This window comes from Variovorax sp. DAIF25 (assembly GCF_050711835.1).
Taxonomy (GTDB): Bacteria; Pseudomonadota; Gammaproteobacteria; order Burkholderiales; family Burkholderiaceae_C; genus Variovorax.
This window is the reverse complement of sequence record NZ_CP136637.1, coordinates 1,244,068-1,263,623: the sequence shown is the minus strand read 5'-3', so window position 1 is coordinate 1,263,623 and position 19,556 is coordinate 1,244,068. Positions and strand designations below refer to the sequence as shown.

Here is a 19,556-nt window from a genome sequence, read left to right as displayed (position 1 = left end):
CATGGCGCTGGAACTCTCCCCCGGGCATCGCGAGATCCGCGAGGCGATCCTCAAGACCTGCGCGCGCTTCGATGCCGACTACTGGCTCGAGAAGGACCGCGTGGGCGGCTTCCCCGTGGAGCTGCACCGCGCGCTCGCGCAGGAAGGCTGGCTGGGCATCTGCATTCCGCAGGCCTACGGCGGCTCGGGCCTGGGCATCGCGGAGGCCGCGGTGATGATGCAGGCGATCGCGGAGTCGGGCGCGGGCATGAGCGGCGCCTCGGCCGTGCACATGAACATCTTCGGGTTGAACCCGGTGGTCGCCTTCGGCACCGAGGCGCAGAAGCAGCGCATGTTGCCGCCGCTGATCGCGGGCGAGGAGCGCGCCTGCTTCGCGGTGACCGAGCCCGACACCGGGCTCAACACCACGCAGCTGAAGACGCGCGCGCAGCGCGAGGGCGACCACTACCGCGTGCACGGTACCAAGACCTTCATCTCCACCGCGAGCAGCGTCGAGAAGATGCTGCTGCTGGCGCGCACCACGCCGCTCGAGCAGGTCAAGAGCCGCAGCGAGGGCCTGAGCCTGTTCTACACCACCATCGACCGCGCTTGCGTCGAGACCCGCGAGATCGACAAGATGGGCCGCAAGGCGGTGGACACCAACCAGGTCTTCATCGACGGACTGCGCGTGCCGGTGGAGGACCGCATCGGCGAGGAGGGCCGCGGCTTCCACTACATCCTGCACGGCATGAATGCCGAGCGCATCCTGGTCGGCGCCGAAGCGGTGGGGCTGGGCCGCGCGGCGCTGGCGCGCGCCACGCAGTACGCGCGCGAGCGCATCGTGTTCGACCGCCCCATCGGCCAGAACCAGGCGATCCAGCATCCGCTGGCCGAGTGCTGGATGGCGCTGGAGGCGGCCAACCTCATGGTGTTCCATGCCGCCGGGCGCTTCGACCGCGGCGAGCCCTGCGGCGCCGAGGCCAACGCCGCCAAGTACCTGGCGGCCGAGGCCGGCTACAAGGCCTGCGAGACCGCGGTGATGACGCACGGCGGCTATGGCTACGCGAAGGAATACCACGTCGAACGCTACCTGCGCGAATCGCTGATCCCGCGCATCGCGCCGATCAGCCCGCAGCTGATCCTGTGCTTCATCGCCGAGAAGGTGCTCGGCCTGCCCAAATCGTACTGACCCTCGTACCGATCCGAACGGAGTGCCTCCTTGATCCAGCTGAACGCCGGCTTTCATTTCGACGACCTGCCCCTCGGCACGCGCTTTCGCTCGCGCGCGCGCACCGTGACCGAGGCCGACCTCGTGAGCTTCATCAACCTGAGCTGGCTCCACGAGGAACTGTTCACCGACACCAGCGACCGCACGCACATGGCGATCCCGGGCCGGGTGGTGCCGGGCGCGCTGGTCCATGCCTTCGCCGAGGGCCTGATCACGCCGTCGATGCAGGGCACGGGGCTCGCGTTCCTCCATGCCGAACTCGACATCGCGGCGCCGACCTTCGTGGGCGACACCATTCATGTCGAATGCGAGGTGATCGAGCAGCGGGCCACCTCCAAGTCCGGCCGCGGACTGGTGCGCACCCGCAACGTCGTGCACAACCAGCACGGCAAGGCCGTGCTGAGCTACACGCCGCTGCGCATGATGCGCATGCGCGACGGCGGGAAGGACTGAGATGCAGGACTTCCTCCAGATCGAACGCGAGGGCGCGATCGCCATCGTGACCATGAACCGGCCGCAGACGCGCAACGCGCTGTCCGATCCCGATGCCATCGAGGCCCTGCTCGCGCTGTGCGAGGCCGTGAACCGCGACCTGTCGGTGCGCGTGCTGGTGCTGACCGGCGCGGGCCCGGCCTTCTCGTCGGGCGGCAACCTGAAGACTCTGCGCGACAGCGTGGGCAGCGGCCTCGGCGAGCCGGCGCACAGCCGCTACGCCTACCGCGACGGCATCCAGCGCCTGCCGCTGGCGCTGTGCAATCTCGAGGTGCCGACCATCGCCGCCGTCAACGGCCCGGCCCATGGCGCGGGCAACGACCTGGCCTGCATGTGCGACATCCGCATCGCGTCGCGCCATGCCGTGTTCGCCGAGAGCTTCGTCAAGCTCGGCCTGATCCCCGGCGACGGCGGCGCCTGGCTGCTGCCGCGCGCCATCGGCATGTCGCGCGCGTGCGAGATGGCCTTCACCGGTGAGGCCATCGATGCCGCGCAGGCGCTGCAATGGGGGCTGGTGTCGGAGGTGGTCGAGCCCGAGGCGCTGCTGCCCACGGCGCTCGGGCTCGCGCGCCGCATCGCCGCCAACCCGCCGCATGCCTTGCGCATGACCAAGCGGCTGCTGCGCGAGGCACAGCAGTCGCGGCTCGACACCGTGCTCGAGATGTCGGCCGGCTTCCAGGCCCTGGCCCATCACACGGCGGCGCACGAGTCCGCGCTCGACGCCTTCGTCGCGGCGGCCGAGGCCCGTTCCGCCGCGCGCGCATCCGTATCCATCGAACCGGGGAAATGACCATGCCCATGCAACGACGCCACCTGCTGCACGCCGCCGGCGCGCTCGCCATCTCGCCGCTGATGCAGGCCGCGCGCGCGGCCGGCGAGCCCAACGCCTGGCCGCAGAAGCCGATCCGGCTCGTGCTGCCCTATGCGGCCGGCGGTCCCACCGACGTGGTGGCCCGCGCCATCGGCTTTCGGCTGGCGCAACTGCTCGGGCAGCCGGTGGTGGTCGACAACCGCACCGGCGCCAGCGGCAACATCGCGACCGAGTTCGTCGCGCGCTCGGCACCCGACGGCTACACCGTGCTCTATCACTCCTCGGGCCTGGCGATCAGTCCCGCGCTGCACCGGCGCCTGCCCTACGACACCTTGCGCGACCTCGTGCCGGTGGCGCTGCCGGCGCTGATCCCGACCGTGCTGATGGCCAGTCCGAAGCTGCCGGTCGGCAACGTCGAGGAGTTCGTGCGCTACATGCGCGCCAACCCGGGGCGGCTCAGCTACGGATCGGGCGGGCAGGGCAATGTCACGCACCTGGGCGTGGCGCTGTTCCTGCAGGCGCTGCAGCTCGACGCGGTGCACGTGCCCTACAAGGGCACGGCGCCGGCCATGGCCGACCTGATGAGCGGGCAGACGCAGTTCCTGCTCGATGCCGTGAACTCCTCGCTGCCCTTCATCCGCGACGGCCGGGTGCGCGCGCTGGCGGTGGCCGGCAAGTCGCGCGTGGCCGTGCTGCCGGGCGTGCCCGCGCTCGGCGAATCGCTGATCCCGGGCTTCGATGCGCCGACCTGGCACGGCCTGCTGGTGCCGACGGGCACGCCGCCGGCCGTCGTGCAGGCGCTCAACGAGGCGGTCAACCGCGCGGTGGCCGATCCGGCGCTGCGCGGCCAGTTCGAACCGCAGGGCGTGCTGCTGCAGGCCTCCACGCCGGCCCAGTTCGGCAGCTACCTGCGCGCGGAACTGCAGCGCTGGGCCGGGGCCGTGCAGGCCGCGCGCATCGAGCCCGAGTGAACAGCGGGCACCATGCCACCTGACCCCCGAGACAACAACGACAAGGACACCGAGACATGACCATCCCCCGCTTCCTCCCGCGCTGGCTGCTGGCGCTGCTGCTCGGCTGCGCCGCCACCCTGGCCGCGGCCGACTATCCCGACAAGCCCGTGAAGCTGATCGTCTCGCTGCCGCCCGGCAGCGGCGCCGACACCACCGCGCGCTTCCTCGCGCGGCACCTGAGCGAGAAGTTCGGCCAGCCCTTCCTGGTCGACAACCGCCCCGGCGCCGACAGCTTCATCGCCGCGCGCGCCGTGGCGGCCGCGCCGCCCGACGGCTACACCCTGTTCGTGGCCAGCAACTCGCCGATGGTGACCAACGTGGCCGTGTTCCGGCAACTGCCCTACGACGCGGTGAAGGACTTCCAGCCGCTCGCGCGCATCGCGCGCTTCCCGATGGTGCTGGTGGTGCCGGCCAACTCGCCCTTCAAGACCCTGCAGGACCTGGTGGCCGCGGCGCGCCAGGCACCGGGCAAGCTCAACTTCGGCAGCGGTACCGCCACCTACCGCGTCGCGCTCGAACTGCTGCACGAGCGCAACCAGATCAAGGCCACGGCCGTGCCCTACAAGGGCACCTCGGCCGCCATGACCGACCTGGCCGGCGGCAACATCGACTACACGATGGCCGAGGTCAGCGCCGTGATGCCGCTGGTGCGCGGCGGCCGGGTGCGCGCGCTCGCGGTCGCGGCAGGCGAACGCATCAAGGAACTGCCCGAGGTGCCGACCGTGAGCGAGAGCGGCACCGCCGGCTACGAGTCCTATGCCTGGACCGGGGTGTTCTTCCCGGCCAACGTGCCGCCGCCGGTGCTCGCGCGCATGTCGCAGGCGATCAAGGAATTGATGGAGGGCGACGACGCCAAGGCCTTCATCGCGGCGCAGGGCGGCACCGTGTTCTACGGCGCGCCGCAGCCCTTCGCCGAGTTCCAGCGTGCCGAGATCGAGCGCGCTCGGCGCGTCGTGCGCAGCGCCAACATCGGCTACGAAGATTGAGCCAGCGGCTGGACGGCAGCATGCGCGACCGCAATGAAATTGCGCGCGGCCGGCGTGAGCGCGTCGGCCAGCGTCGCCATCGCGATGCCCACGGTGTACTTCGAGGGCATGTCGGTCAGCGGCAGCAGGCGCACGCCGTTGCTGGCGTAGCGCTGCACCACGGCCGGCACCAGCGCCACGCCGAGCCCGCTCTCCACCAGGCCGAGGATGGTCTGGACCTGCACCGCCTCCTGCGCGATGCGCGGCCGCACGCCGGCATCCTGGAACACCTGCATCGTCAGCACGTGCATGGCGGGCACGAGGGTGCGCGAGTAGGCGATGAAGGGCTCGGCCGCGAGATCGGCGATGGCGACCTTGCCGCGCTGCGCGAGCGCCGAGTCGGCGCTCACCGCGAGCACCAGGTGATCGAGCTGCAGCACCGTGAGCAGCGCGGTGGTGGGCGACAGCACCGGGTGGCGCACCAGCGCGATGTCGAGCGAATGGTCCTCGATGCGGCGCAGCAGCTCGGTGGTGGTCGACTCCTCGATCACCAGGTCGACGCGCGGGTACTGGCGGTGGAAGCCGCGCACGATCTGCGGCATCAGCGAGTAGGTGGCCGAGCCGACGAAGCCGATGCGCAGCAGCCCCTGCTCGCCGGCCATGCCTTCGCGCGCGGCGCGGCGGATCTCGTCGGCATAGAACAGCGCGCGCTTGGCGTTCTGCAGCACGGCCTCGCCCGCGGGCGTGAGCTGCAGCCCGGTCGACAGGCGCTCGAACAGCAGCACGCCGAGCTCTTCCTCGAGCTTCTTGATCGATGTCGACAGCGGCGGTTGCGCCATGTGCAGCCGTTCGGCCGCGCGATGGAAGTTGAGCGTTTCGGACAGGACGAGGACCTGCCGCAGCTGGCGAAGCTCCATGGATGTGAATGTCTCGGTGATGGCGGCAGCCCGCCGATTATGTCGACCGCGTGCGCTCCGCGCAGCGGGGCAAAACCCCATGCCATCTCGAGGAGGGCGTCCCGATGAACCCGTTGCAATCCTTCGCGCTCGCCGCGATCCCCGCGGAGGACGAGGCGCTGCGCGCACCGGTGCGCGACTTCCTGCGCTCGGCGCTGCAGGGCGTGCCCGATGCCGTGCGCGCGCGCTCGTGGATGGGCTTCGATGCCGACTTCAGCCGTGCCCTCGGCGCGCGCGGCTGGATCGGCCTCACGCTGCCGACGGCCTATGGCGGCGGCGGGCGCAGCAGCTTCGCGCGCTTCGTGCTGCTCGAGGAACTGCTCGCGGCCGGCGCGCCGGTCTCGGCCCACTGGATCGCCGACCGCCAGACCGCGCCGCTGATCCTGCGCTACGGCACGCCCGCGCAGCGCGCCTTCTTCATTCCGCGCATCGTGCGCGGCGAGCTCTTCATGAGCATCGGCATGAGCGAGCCCGACACCGGCTCCGACCTCGCGGGCGTGCGTTCGCGCGCGGTGCCCACGGCCGGTGGTGGCTGGCGCCTGAACGGGCGCAAGATCTGGACGACCAATGCGCACCGCGCCCACTACCTGTGCGCGCTGGTGCGAACCTCGGGCGCGCCCGAGGACCGGCACCGGGGCCTGTCGCAACTGCTGATCGACCTCTCGCTGCCGGGCATCACGGTGCGGCCGATCCGCGACCTCAGTGGCGATGGCCATTTCTGCGAGGTGCTGTTCGAGGACGTCGAGCTGCCGGCCGATGCGCTGGTCGGCGAGGAAGGCGCGGGCTGGCAGCAGGTGACGGCCGAGCTGGCCTTCGAACGCAGCGGACCCGAGCGCATCCATTCGAGCCTGGTGCTGGCCGAGGCCTGGCTGGCGGAGCTGCGCCGCGCGCCGCGGGTGCCGGACGGCGCGCTGGCCGTGGCCGGGCGCATCGCCGGACGCATGGCGGTGCTGCGCGCGATGTCGCTGAGCGTGGCGCGGCAGCTGGGGCAGGGCCTCGATCCGGCCTTCGAGGCCGCGCTCGTGAAGGACCTGGGCACCGAGTTCGAACAGGCCGTGCCGGGCTGGATCGAGGAGGCCTTCGATACGCCCGGGCATCCCGCGCCCTCCGATGGGTTGCGGCAGACGCTGGCCTATGTGACGCAACTGGCGCCGAGCTTCTCGCTGCGCGGCGGCACGCGCCAGATCATGCGCGGCATCATCGCGCGCGGCCTGGGCGTTCGGTAGGAGGAGAACGAGATGAACGACGACATGCTGCTCGACGACTTCGAGCGTCCGCTGGCCGACCTGTGCACCGACGACACGCTGCGCGCCATCGAGGCGGGGGCTTCCGTCGAGGCGCTGTGGCGGGCCATCGACGGCCTCGGCTTCACCGATGCGCTGCTGCCCGAGGCGCGGGGCGGCGCGGGCCTGTCGCTGCGCGAGCTGTTCGCGCCGGCTTTCGCCGCGGGCCGCGCGGGGCTCGCGCTGCCGTTCGCCGAGACCGCCGTGGCGCGCGCCCTGCTGGCCGCGGCCGGCCAGCGCGAAGCGGGCGGCGACGGGCCGATCGCCATCGCACCGGCGGCGGCGCACGAAGGCGATGCCATCGTCTGCCGCGACGTGCCCGGTGGTGCGCTGGCGCAATGGGTGCTGGTCGGCTCGCAAGGCCACTGGCTGCTGCTGCCGCGCGAACGCGCCGTGGCGCAGCCCGGTACCTGGCGCCCGCGGGTCTCGGCCACCCTGCACTGGGACAGGTCCACGCTCGCCGTGGCGCGCTTCGAGAGGGGCGACGCCGATGCCACGGCGCTGTGCAACGCGCTGCATGCCGCGGGCATGGCGGGTGCGATGGCGCGCGTGCTGGAACTCACCACGGCCTATGCGCAGGACCGCCGGCAGTTCGGCCGCCCGATCGCGCAGTTCCAGGCCATCCAGCAGGAGCTCGCGGTGCTGGCCGAGCATGCGCATTCGGCCACGCTGGCCGCGCGCCTGGGCTGCAGCGCCGAGGGCTGGCAGCCCGATGCGCTGATGGCCGCCGTCGCCAAGCTGCGCGCCTGCGAGGCCGCGCGCGGTGTCGCGGCCATCGCGCATGCCGTGTTCGGCGCCATCGGCATCACCGAGGAGCATGTGCTGGGCCTCTACACGCGGCGCCTGCACGAATGGCGCCAGGCACCGGGCACCGAGGCGCAGTGCGCGCGCCTGCTCGGCGAAGCCGTGCTGGCACGGCCCGAGGGGCTGCTCGATGCCGTCCGGCTGCGGCTGGCGGCGGCGGTGCACGGCTGAATCATCCAACGATCCGAAAGCGCGAATGACCGAACCGACTTCTCCCCCGACCCGCCAGGGTCCGCTCGCCGGCGTGAAGGTGATCGAACTCGCGGGCATCGGCCCGGGCCCGATGGGCGCGATGCTGCTGGCCGACATGGGCGCCGAGGTGCTGCGCATCGACCGGCAGACGCCGGCCGACCTCGGCGTGAAGCGGCCGCTGCAATACAACCTGCTGATGCGCAACCGCCGCTCGATCGCGCTCGACCTCAAAGACCCCGAGGCGGTGGCGCTGGTGCTCGAACTGATCGAAGGGGCCGATGCGCTGATCGAGGGCTTCCGCCCCGGCGTCACCGAACGGCTGGGCCTCGGGCCCGATGCCTGCCTGGCGCGCAACCCGCGCCTGGTCTACGGCCGCATCACGGGCTGGGGCCAGGACGGGCCGCTGGCGCAGGCCGCGGGGCACGACCTCAACTACATCGCGCTGACCGGCGTGCTGCATGCCATCGGCCGCAAGGACCAGCCGCCGTCGATCCCGCTGGCGGTGGTGGGCGACTTCGGCGGCGGCGCGCTCTATCTGGCGATGGGCGTGCTGGCCGGCATCATCGAGGCGCGCGGCTCGGGCCGCGGCCAGGTGGTCGATGCCGCGGTGGTCGACGGCGTGTCCCACATGGCCACGGCCTTCTTCGGCATGCGCGCGGCCGGCCAGTGGCGCGACGAACGCGGCAGCAACGTGCTCGATTCGGGCGCGCCCTTCTACGAGGTCTACGAATGCGCCGACGGCCTCTGGATCTCGATCGGCCCGATCGAGGCGCGCTTCCATGCCGAGCTGCTGCAGCGGCTGGGGATCGCGCCCGAGGCCGTCGGCACGCAACTCGATCCGCGCGACTGGCCGCGCGCGCGCGCCGTCTTCGCCGCGGCCTTCCGCACGCGCACGCGCCAGGCCTGGTGCGAGCTGCTCGAGGGCAGCGACGTCTGCTTCGCGCCGGTGCTGTCCTTCGGCGAGGCGCCCGCGCATCCGCACCTGCAGGCGCGCGGCAGCTTCGTCGAGATCGAGGGCGTGACGCAACCGGCACCGGCGCCGCGCTTCAGCCGCACGCCCTCGGGCCGGCCGACCGCGCCGCAGGCGCCGAGCGACGACGGCCTCGAAGGCTGGCTCGCGCCGGCGCGCATCGAGGCCTGGCGCCGCGCGGGCGGGATGGGCGGGATGGGCGGGATGGGCGGGATGGGCGGGATGGGCGGGATGGGCGCCGCGCCCGCTCAGCCCCAGTCGTAGAGCGGCGGCTGGCGGTTCGCGAAGCGCGCCGCGGCCTCGGCATGGAAGGCCGTGGTCAGCGCCACCGCCTGCTGGTGCGCCTCGATCTCGCCCATGGTCTGGTAGTCGACATCGAAGCTGCGGTTGAGCGAGCTCTTGATCATGCCGAGCGCCTCGCGCGGACCCCGTGCCAGCCGCGCGGCCAGCGCATGCGCGGCCGGCAGCAGGTCTTCCGGCGCATGCACCGCATGCACCATGCCCATGGCCTGGGCCTCCTCGGCGCCGAAGCGGCGCGCCGTCATCGCGAGTTCCTTCGCGCGCGCCAGGCCGAGCAGCCGCGGCAGCATGTAGAAGGCGCCGAAGTCGGGCACCGCGCCGATGCGTGCGAAGGCGCAGCAGAAATCGGCACGCGTGGAGGCGAGCACGAAGTCGGCCATCAGCGACAGCGACAGGCCCGCGCCGTAGGCGGCGCCGTCGACCGCCGCGATCACCGGCACGTCGAGCGAGCGCAGCCGGTCGAGCCAGCCGCGGTGCACCGCCAGCAGGCGCTGGCGCGTGGCGGCCGCCACGCCGGGTTCGCTGGCGCGCGACAGCATGGCCTTCACGTCGCCGCCGGCGCAGAAGCTGCCGCCCGAGCCGGTGAGGATCAGCACGCGCACTTCGGGCGTGCGCTCGACCAGCTCGAGCACCTCGATGTAGTCGGCGCGCAGTTCGAGCGACATCACGTTGCGCACCGCGGGCCGCTGGTGCGAGAGCTCGGCGATGCCGTCGCGCACGCGCAGGCACGATTCGCGCAGCGTGCGCTCCAGGGGCGCCGCGCCCTCGGGGGTGTCAGCGGATCTCATCGCCGACCAGCTTCGCGAGTTCGCGGTAGCGCACCGCCTCGTCGGCGATCAGCTGCGTGAATTCCTTGCGGCCGGTGCCCACCACCTCGCCACCGCTCTGCTGTGCGAGCTGCGCGCGCACGGCCGGGTCGGCCATCACCTTGCGCATCATCTCCTCGAGCTTGCGCGCCACCGGCGCCGGCGTCTTGGCATGGATCGCGAAGCCGATGAAGGTGTAGAGCGTGTAGCCCGGATAGCCGGCCTCCTGCACCGTGGCCACCTCGGGCAGCAGCGGATGGCGCGTGGCGCCCGCCACGGCCAGCGCGCGCACCTTGCCCGCGTTCACCAGCGGCGCGGCACCCGCGATGTCCATCAGCGCGAGGTCGACCGCGCCGCCGACCACGTCGGTCACCGCCTGCGAGGCGCCCTTGTAGGGCACGTGGTTGAACGCGATGCCGGCGCGCTGGCCGAGGTCGAGCGCGCCCAGGCGGTAGGTGTTGCCGTAGGTGCCGAGGCTGACGCCGCCCTTGTCGCGCCGCGCGGCGGCGACCACGTCGGCCAGGCTCTTGTAGCGCGAGTCGGGCGAGGTGATGAGCACGGCCACGTGGCGCGTCATGTTGAGCACCGGCAGCAGGTCCTCGGGGCGGTAGGGCAGGTTCTTCACGAACAGCGGATTGATCACGGTGGCGCTCGGGCTTACCAGCACCACCGTGTAGCCGTCGGCCGGTGCGCTCAGCGCGGCCTGCGTGCCGAGCGTGAGGTCGGCGCCGGGCTTGTTCTCCACCACCGCGGGCTGGCCCGCGACTTCGCGGAAGTGCTCGGCGAAGGTGCGGGTCATGGTGTCGCCGCTGCTGCCGGGCCCGATGGGCACGATGAAGCGGATCGGCCGCGACGGATAGTCGGCGGCCTGCGCGCGGGCCGGCGGCGTTGCCGTCAGCAGCGAGGCGCAGGCGAAGGCGGCCGCGATCCACGCGATCCTGGCGTTGGGCATGGTCTTGTCTCCTGTGGTTCTTGTCGCGTTCCACGATAGCGACAGGACCCCGCGCAAGCCATGCGGAATGGGGCAATCAGCTATGCGCGATCCGGGCACCGGGCCGCGCCGGACGTACTCAGGCCGGCTGCGTCTCGCGCGCCTGCAGCAGCCGCAGCACGCGCTCGTGGTGGTCGCGCAGCACCGACACCACGCAGCGCTCGACCGCGAGGCTCGCGCGGTTGATGCGGTGCTTGGCGCCGGTGGCGCAGAAGGTGTGCAGCGTCAGCGCGGGGCTCACGATGCGCGCGCTGGCGAGGTCGCGCTCGTCCTTCGACAGGTAGTCGACCACGCGGTGCACCTGGATGATGGCGTAGCGCCCGCTGTGGCGCACCACGTCGCGGATCATCGCGCCCGAGTTGATCTCGAGGTCGGCGCGCAGGTCGAGATCCATGCCCTTGGCCATCTCGCGCACCACGGCCTCGACCGGGTTCGGCGTCGGCGGTATGACGAGCGGAATGCCGCTGAGCGCCGACAGCGGCAGCGTGGGCTGGCGCATCAGCGGCGAGTCGCGGCGGCCCAGCAGCACCAGGTCGGAGGAGAACAGCAGCTGGGCCTGCGCGGGCGGCTCGGGGTGGCAGCTGTTGAACACGCCCACGTCGAGCTTGCCGGCGGCCAGCCGGTCCATCACGTCGCGGCTGTAGCTCTCGTGGATCACCAGCCGGATCTTCGGGAACTGCTCGGTGATGTGGTTCACCAGCGTCGACACCGGCCCTTCGGCGGCCCAGCGCGGCAGCGCGATCTCGACCGTGCCCGAAGGCTGTTCGTTGGTGGAGGAGGCGAGCTCGAGGAAGCCGGTGGCGCCGTCGAGCAGGCCGTGCGCCACGGGCAGCAGCGAGGAGCCGAGCTCGGTCAGCAGCACGCCGCGGCCGGTGCGGTTGAAGAGCCGGCCGCCCACCAGCTCCTCGAGCTCGAGCACGCGCCGGCTCAGCATGGACTGCGAGCATCCGCGCAGCAGGGCGGCTTGCGAGAAGCTGCCCGATTCGGCCGTGGCGACGAAGGCCGAGACGTTTTCGATCTTCAGATCGTCGGCCGCGCGAACCAGCAACTTCACTTTCTGTCTCCTCCCGGCAGCAGGACTTGCGGCCTGCAATTTTCACATAGCAGGCATGCGCGGTGCAGGGCTGCGAGGCCGCTTCGCGGGTTCTAGAGTCCGAGTATTTACCCTAGAGCGGCGGTTCGCGTCGCATGCGCGATGACGACTTCCGACCCCTCCATCTCCTCGCCCGCGCGGCGCCTGCTCCACACGCGCGAAGTGCTCTGCCATGGCTACGAGCGCGACGACGGCCTGTGGGACATCGAGGCGCGCATGAGCGACGTCAAGACCCATCCGATGCACCACGACGACGGCCGCGTGCGCCTGCCCGCGGGCCGCTTCATGCACCGCATGGGCCTGTGCCTCACGGTGGACGAGGGCCTGCGCATCGTCGCGGCGCGCGCCTGGACCGAGCATGCGCCCAATGCCGAGTGCATGGACATCGGGGCCTCCTACGAGGCCCTCGTCGGCCTCTCGATCGGGCCGGGCTTCACCTCGCGCGTGAAGGAGCGCTTCGGCGGCGCAGCCGGCTGCACGCACCTGACCGAGCTGCTCGGTCCCGTGGCCACCACCGCGTTCCAGACGCTGTTCCCGGTGTTCGAGCAGCGGCGCCGCGCGCGCTTGCTGAGCGACCCCGAAGGCGCGGCGCGCACGCGGCCGCCGCTGCTCGACAGCTGCTTCGCGCTGCGCGCCGAGGGCGAGGTCGCGCGCGGGCGCTGGCCGGCCTTCGCCAAACCTGCATAGCTGCCATCCGCATCGCGTGGGTACGCCGCGCGGCCTCGCTGCCTACATTGAACGCATCCCGTTCGTTGTTGAACCGGATCGAACATTCACAGGAGACGAAATGGCAGGAGTTCTGGAAGGAAAGGTCGTGCTCGTGACCGGCGCGGGCCGGGGCGTGGGACGCGAGATCGCGCTGCTGGCGGCGCGGCAGGGTGCGAGCGTGGTGGTCAACGACCTCGGCGGCGCGTCCGACGGCGAAGGCGAGGGCACGATCGATCCCGCCTCGGAGGTGGTGAACCTGATCCGCGCCGAGGGCGGCAAGGCGGTGGCCAACGGCGACAGCGTGTCGAATGCCGACGCCGCGGCGCGCATGGTGCAGGCCGCGATCGACAACTTTGGCCGGCTCGACGGCGTGGTCAACAACGCGGGCATCCTGCGCGACCGCATGTTCCACAAGATGAGCACGCTCGACTGGCAGCAGGTGATCGACGTGCACCTGCAGGGCACCTACCACGTGAGCCGCGCGGCCGCGATGCTGTTCCGCGAGCAGCAGTCAGGCGCCTACGTGCACATGACCTCGGCCGCGGGGCTGGTCGGCAACATCGGCCAGGCCAACTACTCGGCCGCCAAGCTCGGCATCGTCGGCATCTCGCGCTCGATCGCGCTCGAGATGGCGCGCTGCCACGTGCGCTCCAACTGCGTCTCGCCCTGGGCCTGGAGCCGCCTGATCGGCACCCTGCCCGCGGAGACCGAGGAGCAGAAGCGCCGGCTCGAGCGCTTCAAGCAGATGACGGCCGACAAGATCGCGCCGATGGTCGTGTACCTGCTGTCGGACCTTGCCGCGGCGGTGAGCGGCCAGATCTTCGGCGTGCGCAAGAACGAGATCATGCTGTTCAGCCAGCCGCGGCCGCTGCGCACCGTGCACCGCTCGGAGGGCTGGACCGTCGAGAGCATCGCCGAGCACGCCATGCCCGCGATGCAATCCAGCCTGGTGCCGATGGAAAGCGCGCGCGAGGCCTTCGCATGGACGCCGGTGTGAGTCGCGCGATGGCCTTCGATCCCGACAAGCTGCTGCAACGCCGCTTCGCGCCGGTGGCGCAGAGCTACACCGCCAAGGACTCGATCCTCTACGCGCTGGGCCTGGGCTTCGGCCGCGACCCGCTCGATGCGCGCGAGCTGCCCTTCGTCTACGAGGAACGGCAGCAGGCCGTGCCGACCCAGGCCGCCGTGCTCGGCTATCCGGGTTTCTGGATGAAGGAGCCCGACACCGGCATCGACTGGCGCAAGGTGCTGCATGCCAGCCAGTCGGTGCAGCTGCACCGGCCGCTCGCGCCGGCCGCCACCGTGATCGGGCGCACGCGCGTCAAGGCGATCCTCGACAAGGGGCCCGAGGTGGGGGCGCTGTTCTTCGTCGAGCGCACGCTCGAGGACAGCGACGGCGAACTGCTGGCCACGGTGGAGCAGGCCGTGATGGCGCGCGGCAACGGCGGCTTCGGCGGCGCGAGCGGCCCGTCGCCCGCGGCCGCCAAGGTGCCCGACACGCCGCCCGACCATGTGTGCGACCTGCCGACCTCGCCCTCGCAGGCGCTGCTGTACCGGCTCTCGGGCGACCTGAATCCGCTGCATGCCGACCCCGGGGTGGCGCGCGTCGGCGGTTTCGAGCGACCGATCCTGCATGGCCTGTGCACCTACGGCATCGCCTGCCATGCGCTGCTGCGCACGCTGTGCGGCTACGTGCCGCAGCGGCTGCGGCGCATCGACACGCGCTTCACCTCGCCGGTGTATCCGGGCGAGACGATACGCGTCGAGATCTGGGGCTCGCAGGGCGAGGTGCGCTTTCGTGCCACCGCGCTCGAGCGCCAGGTCATGGTGCTGAACAACGGCCTGGCCGTGATCGACGCTGCCGCGGGAGGCCCGCGATGAACGGCATCGTGGCATTCGGTGCCTACGTTCCGCGACTGCGCCTGCAGCGCGAGGCCGTGGTGCGCGCCAACGCCTGGTTCGATGGGTCGCTGGCGGCGCACCGCGCGGGCGAGCGCGCCATGTGCAACTTCGACGAGGACGCGGTCACGATGGCGGTGGAGGCCGCGCGCGACTGCCTCGGCGCCCTCGACGCGGCGAAGATCGATGACCTGCAGCTGGCCTCGACCTCGCTGCCCTACGCGAGCCGCCTGAACGCGAGCATCGTCGCGCAGGCGCTGAACCTCGGCGAGGAGGTCGGCGCGATCGACGTCACCGGTTCGCAGCGCGGCGCCACCTCGGCGCTGATGCAGGCCCTGCGCGGCGGCGCGGGCCGCCGCACGCTGGTGGTCGCGAGCGACCGGCGCAAGGCCAAGGTGGCCAGCGCGCAGGAACTGCTGTACGGCGATGCGGCCGCGGCGGTGCTGGTCGGCGACGGCGAGGTCATCGCGCAGCCGCTCGCCATGGTGAGCCGCACCGTCGACATGGCCGACCACTACCGCGGTACCGGCGCCGCCACCGACACCTACTGGGAGGAGCGCTGGATTCGCGAGGAGGGCCACCTGCGGCAGGTGCCGCCGGCCATCGCGGATGCGCTCGCGCAGGCCGGGCTGACGGCGGCGCAGGTCGACCGGCTGTGCATCGCGCTGCCGCACAAGGGCGTGCCGCAGCGCCTGGCCAGGCTCGCGGGCATCGCCCCCGAGCGCCTGCACGACACGCTCGCCGCAAGCGTCGGCAATGCCGGCGCGGCCCATCCGCTGCTGATGCTCGCGCATGCGCTGGGCGAGGCGGCACCGGGCCAGGTGCTGGTGCTGGTGGCCTTCGGGCAGGGCGTGGACGTGCTGGTGCTGCGCACCACCGAGGCGCTGCGCGCGCGGCCGCCGCGCACCGGCGCGCAGGGCTGGCTGGCGCGCGGCAGCGCCGAGCACAACTACATGAAGTTCCTGGTCTTCAACGACCTGCTGCCGCTGGAGCGCGGCATGCGCGCCGAGAACGACAAGCTCACGCCGCTGAGCGTGGAGTACCGACACCGCAAGACGGTGCACGGCTTCGTCGGCGGCCGCTGCGGCGCCTGCGGCACCGCGCAGTGGCCGCGCACCGACATCTGCGTCAACCCGGCCTGCGGCGCCACCGGCACCCAGCAGGACCTGCCGTTCGCCGACACGCCGGCGCGCGTCATGACCTACACCGCCGACCGGCTGGCCTATTCGCCGAGTCCGCCGGCCTGCTACGGCATGGTGCAGTTCGAGGGCGGTGGGCGGCTGATGATGGATTTCACCGACGTGGACGAACAGCAGCTCGCCGTCGGCCTGCCGATGCGCATGAGCTTCCGCATCAAGGCCGTCGACACCGCCCGCGGCTACGTCCGCTATTTCTGGAAGGCGGCCGTCGCAGGTCCGCAGGAGAACACGCATGGCAACGGGAATTCGTGACAAGGTCGTCATCCTCGGCATGGGCTGCTCGCGCTTCGGCGAGCGCTGGGACTGCAGCGCCGAGAACCTCGCGGTGGAGGCCTTCACCGAATGCCTGGCCGACGCGGGCATCGGCAAGGAGCAGCTGCAGGCCGCCTGGCTCGGCATGGGCATCGAGACCCAGCACCTGGGCAGCGGCGGCGTGCCGCTGGGCGTGACCTTGCGGCTGCCGAACATCCCGGTGTCGCGCGTGGAGAACTTCTGCGCCTCGGGCTCGGAGGCACTGCGCGGCGCGGCCTATGCGGTGGCGTCGGGCGCCTGCGACTTCGCGCTGGCCTTCGGCATCGAGAAGCTCAAGGACACCGGCTACGGCGGCCTGCCGCAGCGCCCGCGCGGCCCGTTCAACGACATGGTGTGGCCCAACATCAGCGCGCCGGGCTCGTTCGCGCAGCTGGCCAGCGCCTACCGCGCCAAGCACCGCATCGACGCGAAGGACCTCAAGCGCGCGATTGCCCACGTGTCGGTGAAGAGCCATGCCAACGCGGGCCGCAATCCCAAGGCCCACCTGCGCAACCCGATCACCATGGACGACGTCATCCACTCGCCGATGATCGCCGAGCCGCTGGGCCTGTACGACTGCTGCGGCGTGTCCGACGGCGCGGCCTGCGCCATCCTGACCACGCCCGACATCGCGCGCGGCCTGGGCAAGAAGGACCTGGTGGCGCTGAAGGCGCTGCAGCTCGCGGTCTCCAGCGGCAGCGAGGCCTCGTTCGACGACTGGGACGGCAGCTACTTCCAGACCACGCGCGTGGCCTCGGCGCGCGCCTACGAGGAAGCCGGCATCCGCCGCCCGCGCGAGCAGATCGACCTGCTCGAGGTGCACGACTGCTTCTCCATCACCGAGCTGGTGACCATGGAGGACATGCACATCTCGCCCGAGGGCCGCGCCTCGCACGACGTGCTCGACGGCTTCTACGACGCCGACGGCACCATGCCCTGCCAGATCGACGGCGGCCTCAAGTGCTTCGGCCATCCGATCGGCGCGACGGGCCTGCGCATGGCCTACGAGATGTACCTGCAGATGCAGGGCCGCGCCGGTGCCCGCCAGCGCAGCGACGACCCGTCCCTCGGCGTGATCCACAACCTGGGCGGCTTCCCCTGGCAGAACGTGTGCAGCGTGTCGGTGCTGGGCAAGTACGGCGCCTGACGCGGCGCCGGACGACAAACACGAAGGAGACATACCGTGCTGATGGACGAATACCGATCGCCCTGGCGAACGCCCGAGGTCGAGCAGTTCCAGGAAACCGCGCGCCGCTTCTGGACGGCCGAGCTGATCCCCCACGTGGAACGCTGGGAAGCCCAGGGCCACATCGACCGCGGCGTGTGGAGGCGCCTGGGCGAGATGGGCTTCCTGCTGGCCGACCTGCCCTCCGGCTACGGCGGCGGCGATGGCGACTACGCGCACCTGGCCGCGCTGGTGGAGACCAGCGCCGCGTGCGGCTTCGGCCCGGGCTTCGGCCCGCACTACATCGTGGGCCACTACCTGCACCACTACGGCAGCGAGGCGCAGAAGCGGCGCTGGCTGCCGGGCATGGCCAGCGGCGACATCGTGGCCTCGATCGGCATGTCCGAGCCCGGCGCAGGCTCGGACCTGCAGGGCATCCGCACGCGGGCGCGGCGCGATGGCGAGCACTACGTCATCGACGGCTCGAAGACCTTCAACACCAACGGCCACCATGCCGACCTGGTGATGCTGGCGGTGAAGACCGACACGGCGCTCGGCGCGAAGGGCGTGTCGCTGCTGATGGTCGAGACGCGCGATCTCGCGGGTTTCCGCCGCGGCGCGCCGCTCGACAAGATCGGCCTGAAGGCGCAGGACACGGTGGAGCTGTTCTTCGACCAGGTGCGGGTGCCGGTGTCGAGCCTGCTGGGCACGGCCGAGGGGCAGGGCTTCGCGCAGATGATGTCGCAGCTGCCCTACGAGCGCATGCTGATCGGCATCCGGGCCGTCTGCAACATGGAGCGCGCGCTCGAGCTCACGCTGGCGCACGTGCACCAGCGCCAGGCCTTCGGGCAGCCGCTGTTCAAGCTGCAGAACACGCGCTTCGAGCTGGCCGAGATGAAGACCGAGGCCACGCTGGCGCGGCTGTTCGTCGACCAGTGCATCGGCTGGCAGCAGGAGGGGCGGCTCGATGCGGCCACCGCCGCGATGGCGAAGTGGTGGGGCACGCAGAAGGAATGCGAGACCATCGACCGCTGCCTGCAGCTGTTCGGCGGCTACGGCTTCATGCGCGAGTACCCGATCGGGCGCATGTTCGTCGATTCGCGCGGCCAGAAGATCTACGGCGGCGCCAACGAGGTGATGAAGGAGATCATCGCCCGCCAGCTGGTGCCCCGATGAGCGCCGAGAACCACACCGGGAGCGGTCCGCTCGCGGGCCTGCGGGTGCTCGACATCGCGACCGTGCTGGCCGGCCCCTTCGCCGCCACCCTGCTGGCGGACTACGGCGCCGACGTGCTCAAGCTCGAGCTGCCCGGCAAGGGCGACGGCATGCGCGCCTTCCCGCCCTTCAAGGACGGCAAGAGCATCTGGTGGAAGGCGGCGCAGCGCGGCAAGCGCTTCGGCACGCTCGACCTGCGCCGGCCGCAGGGGCTCGCGCTCTTCAAGCAGCTGCTGCCGCAGTTCGACGTGCTGATCGAGAACTTCCGACCCGGCACGCTCGACCGCTGGGGCCTGGGCAAGGAGGTGCTGTGGGCGCTGAAGCCCAACCTCGTGATCCTGCGCGTCACCGGCTTCGGCCAGACCGGGCCCTATTCGGAGCGCCCCGGCTTCGCGCGCATCTTCGAGGCCATGGGCGGGCTGACCACGGTCACCGGCCACGCGGACGGCGAGCCGATGCACGCGGGCGTACCGCTGGGCGACTCGATCGGCGGGCTGTTCGGCGCCATCGGCATCCTGACCGCGCTGTGGCCGCGCGCGCGCGATCCCTCGCTGCCGGGCGAGGAGATCGACCTCTCGCTGACCGAGTGCATCACTCGGCTGCTGGACTTCATGCCCGGCGTCTACGAGCAGCTCGGCACCGTGCCCACGCGCAGCGGCAACCGCAGCCCCTATTCGGCGCCCTCGGCCGTCTACCGCACGCGCGACGACCGCTGGGTGTCGATGGCGGGATCGATCAACTCGATGTTCGCGAACAACTGCTGCGCCATCGGCCGGCCCGAGCTGATCGACGACCCGCGCTTCGCCGACAACGCGAGCCGTGTGGTGCACGAGCAGGAGCTCAACCGCATCTTCATCGACTGGTGCGCGGCGCGCGATCTCGAGGAGGTGCTGGCCGCCTTCGCGCAGGCCGGCGGCACGCTGGCGCCGATCTACGGCATCGACCAGGTGGTGAGCGATCCGCAGGTGCGCGCGCGGCGCTCGATCGTGCCGGTGCCCGACCGCGACTTCGGCAGCCTCCAGATGCCGGCGGTGGTGCCGCGCTTCGCCGGCAGCCCGAGCGCGCCGCGCCATGCGGGCGCGGCGCTCGGGCAGGACAACGCGCAGGTGTACCGCGAGCTGCTCGGCCTGCCCGACGACACGCTCGCGCAGTTGCGCGCCGACGGCGTGATCTGACCCCCTCACGAGAACGAACGG

The 19,556-nt window shown here is 71.6% G+C and carries 19 protein-coding genes; 15 read left to right on the top strand and 4 right to left on the bottom strand.

The features are described from left to right. The first annotated feature begins 1 nt into the window (after position 1). Genes R0232_RS40030 through R0232_RS40010 form a run of 5 tightly spaced genes read left to right on the top strand, consistent with a single transcriptional unit; the run spans position 2 to position 4,509 of the window. Complete coding sequence (locus R0232_RS40030; RefSeq protein WP_431512988.1) at positions 2-1,168, top strand: acyl-CoA dehydrogenase family protein; 1,167 nt, start codon at positions 2-4, stop codon at positions 1,166-1,168. 30 nt (positions 1,169-1,198) lie between these two features. Further along, positions 1,199-1,660 (top strand): MaoC family dehydratase, encoded by a 462-nt coding sequence (locus R0232_RS40025; RefSeq protein WP_431512987.1) that lies wholly within the window; start codon positions 1,199-1,201, stop codon positions 1,658-1,660. A 1-nt stretch (position 1,661) separates the two neighbouring features. Then, complete coding sequence (locus R0232_RS40020) at positions 1,662-2,489, top strand: crotonase/enoyl-CoA hydratase family protein (RefSeq protein WP_431512986.1); 828 nt, start codon at positions 1,662-1,664, stop codon at positions 2,487-2,489. Positions 2,490-2,491: 2 nt separating this feature from the next. Next, positions 2,492-3,481 carry a Bug family tripartite tricarboxylate transporter substrate binding protein gene (locus R0232_RS40015; RefSeq protein WP_208512739.1) on the top strand — a complete coding sequence of 330 codons (990 nt, stop codon included), beginning with the start codon at positions 2,492-2,494 and terminating at the stop codon, positions 3,479-3,481. A gap of 56 nt (positions 3,482-3,537) precedes the next feature. After that, positions 3,538-4,509, top strand: a complete 972-nt coding sequence (locus R0232_RS40010; protein WP_431512985.1) for a Bug family tripartite tricarboxylate transporter substrate binding protein — start codon at positions 3,538-3,540, stop codon at positions 4,507-4,509. On the opposite strand, the gene R0232_RS40005 is transcribed toward R0232_RS40010, so the two are convergent. Further along, positions 4,497-5,405: a LysR family transcriptional regulator gene (locus R0232_RS40005; protein ID WP_093346256.1), complete on the bottom strand. Its 909-nt coding sequence runs from the start codon at positions 5,403-5,405 to the stop codon at positions 4,497-4,499. The genes R0232_RS40010 and R0232_RS40005 overlap by 13 nt on opposite strands. Positions 5,406-5,509: 104 nt before the next feature. Here R0232_RS40005 and R0232_RS40000 point away from each other — a divergent pair, with 104 nt between their 5' ends. The 3 genes from R0232_RS40000 to R0232_RS39990 are packed head-to-tail and all read left to right on the top strand — an operon-like array spanning position 5,510 to position 8,957. After that, complete coding sequence (locus R0232_RS40000) at positions 5,510-6,670, top strand: acyl-CoA dehydrogenase family protein (RefSeq protein WP_431512984.1); 1,161 nt, start codon at positions 5,510-5,512, stop codon at positions 6,668-6,670. 12 nt (positions 6,671-6,682) lie between these two features. Further along, on the top strand, positions 6,683-7,702 hold the full coding sequence (locus R0232_RS39995) for an acyl-CoA dehydrogenase family protein (RefSeq protein WP_431512983.1): 1,020 nt from the start codon (positions 6,683-6,685) through the stop codon (positions 7,700-7,702). Positions 7,703-7,727: 25 nt separating this feature from the next. After that, positions 7,728-8,957: a CaiB/BaiF CoA transferase family protein gene (locus tag R0232_RS39990; protein ID WP_431512982.1), complete on the top strand. Its 1,230-nt coding sequence runs from the start codon at positions 7,728-7,730 to the stop codon at positions 8,955-8,957. On the opposite strand, the gene R0232_RS39985 is transcribed toward R0232_RS39990, so the two are convergent. From R0232_RS39985 to R0232_RS39975, 3 genes are all read right to left on the bottom strand, one after another. Next, positions 8,942-9,781: an enoyl-CoA hydratase/isomerase family protein gene (locus R0232_RS39985; RefSeq protein WP_431512981.1), complete on the bottom strand. Its 840-nt coding sequence runs from the start codon at positions 9,779-9,781 to the stop codon at positions 8,942-8,944. The two genes, R0232_RS39990 and R0232_RS39985, sit on opposite strands and share 16 nt — an antisense overlap. Then, positions 9,768-10,751 (bottom strand): tripartite tricarboxylate transporter substrate binding protein, encoded by a 984-nt coding sequence (locus R0232_RS39980; protein ID WP_203206612.1) that lies wholly within the window; start codon positions 10,749-10,751, stop codon positions 9,768-9,770. The genes R0232_RS39985 and R0232_RS39980 overlap by 14 nt, the downstream gene beginning before the upstream one ends. Before the next feature lie 118 nt (positions 10,752-10,869). Next, the gene (locus tag R0232_RS39975; RefSeq protein ID WP_208512745.1) at positions 10,870-11,844 is read right to left on the bottom strand and encodes a LysR family transcriptional regulator; all 975 of its coding nucleotides are present in this window, start codon (positions 11,842-11,844) and stop codon (positions 10,870-10,872) included. 141 nt (positions 11,845-11,985) lie between these two features. On the opposite strand from R0232_RS39975, the gene R0232_RS39970 reads away from it, so the two are divergent. The 7 genes from R0232_RS39970 (at position 11,986) to R0232_RS39940 (ending at position 19,535) form a co-directional block, all read left to right on the top strand. Continuing rightward, positions 11,986-12,570 (top strand): DUF2889 domain-containing protein, encoded by a 585-nt coding sequence (locus tag R0232_RS39970; RefSeq protein ID WP_208512746.1) that lies wholly within the window; start codon positions 11,986-11,988, stop codon positions 12,568-12,570. 100 nt (positions 12,571-12,670) lie between these two features. Next, positions 12,671-13,588, top strand: coding sequence for an SDR family NAD(P)-dependent oxidoreductase (locus R0232_RS39965; RefSeq protein WP_093346277.1), 918 nt, complete (start codon positions 12,671-12,673; stop codon positions 13,586-13,588). Positions 13,589-13,596: 8 nt separating this feature from the next. Further along, entirely contained in the window at positions 13,597-14,472 is an 876-nt protein-coding gene (locus R0232_RS39960) for a MaoC/PaaZ C-terminal domain-containing protein (RefSeq protein ID WP_431514654.1), read from the top strand. Beyond that, on the top strand, positions 14,469-15,941 hold the full coding sequence (locus tag R0232_RS39955) for a 3-oxoacyl-[acyl-carrier-protein] synthase III C-terminal domain-containing protein (protein ID WP_431512980.1): 1,473 nt from the start codon (positions 14,469-14,471) through the stop codon (positions 15,939-15,941). The genes R0232_RS39960 and R0232_RS39955 overlap by 4 nt, the downstream gene beginning before the upstream one ends. Then, positions 15,922-17,127, top strand: coding sequence for an acetyl-CoA acetyltransferase (locus R0232_RS39950; protein WP_093346284.1), 1,206 nt, complete (start codon positions 15,922-15,924; stop codon positions 17,125-17,127). Before R0232_RS39955 ends, R0232_RS39950 begins: the two co-directional genes overlap by 20 nt. Positions 17,128-17,169: 42 nt before the next feature. Then, positions 17,170-18,321: an acyl-CoA dehydrogenase family protein gene (locus tag R0232_RS39945; protein WP_431514653.1), complete on the top strand. Its 1,152-nt coding sequence runs from the start codon at positions 17,170-17,172 to the stop codon at positions 18,319-18,321. Continuing rightward, positions 18,318-19,535: a CaiB/BaiF CoA transferase family protein gene (locus R0232_RS39940; RefSeq protein WP_208508258.1), complete on the top strand. Its 1,218-nt coding sequence runs from the start codon at positions 18,318-18,320 to the stop codon at positions 19,533-19,535. Before R0232_RS39945 ends, R0232_RS39940 begins: the two co-directional genes overlap by 4 nt. Positions 19,536-19,556: the final 21 nt, after the last annotated feature.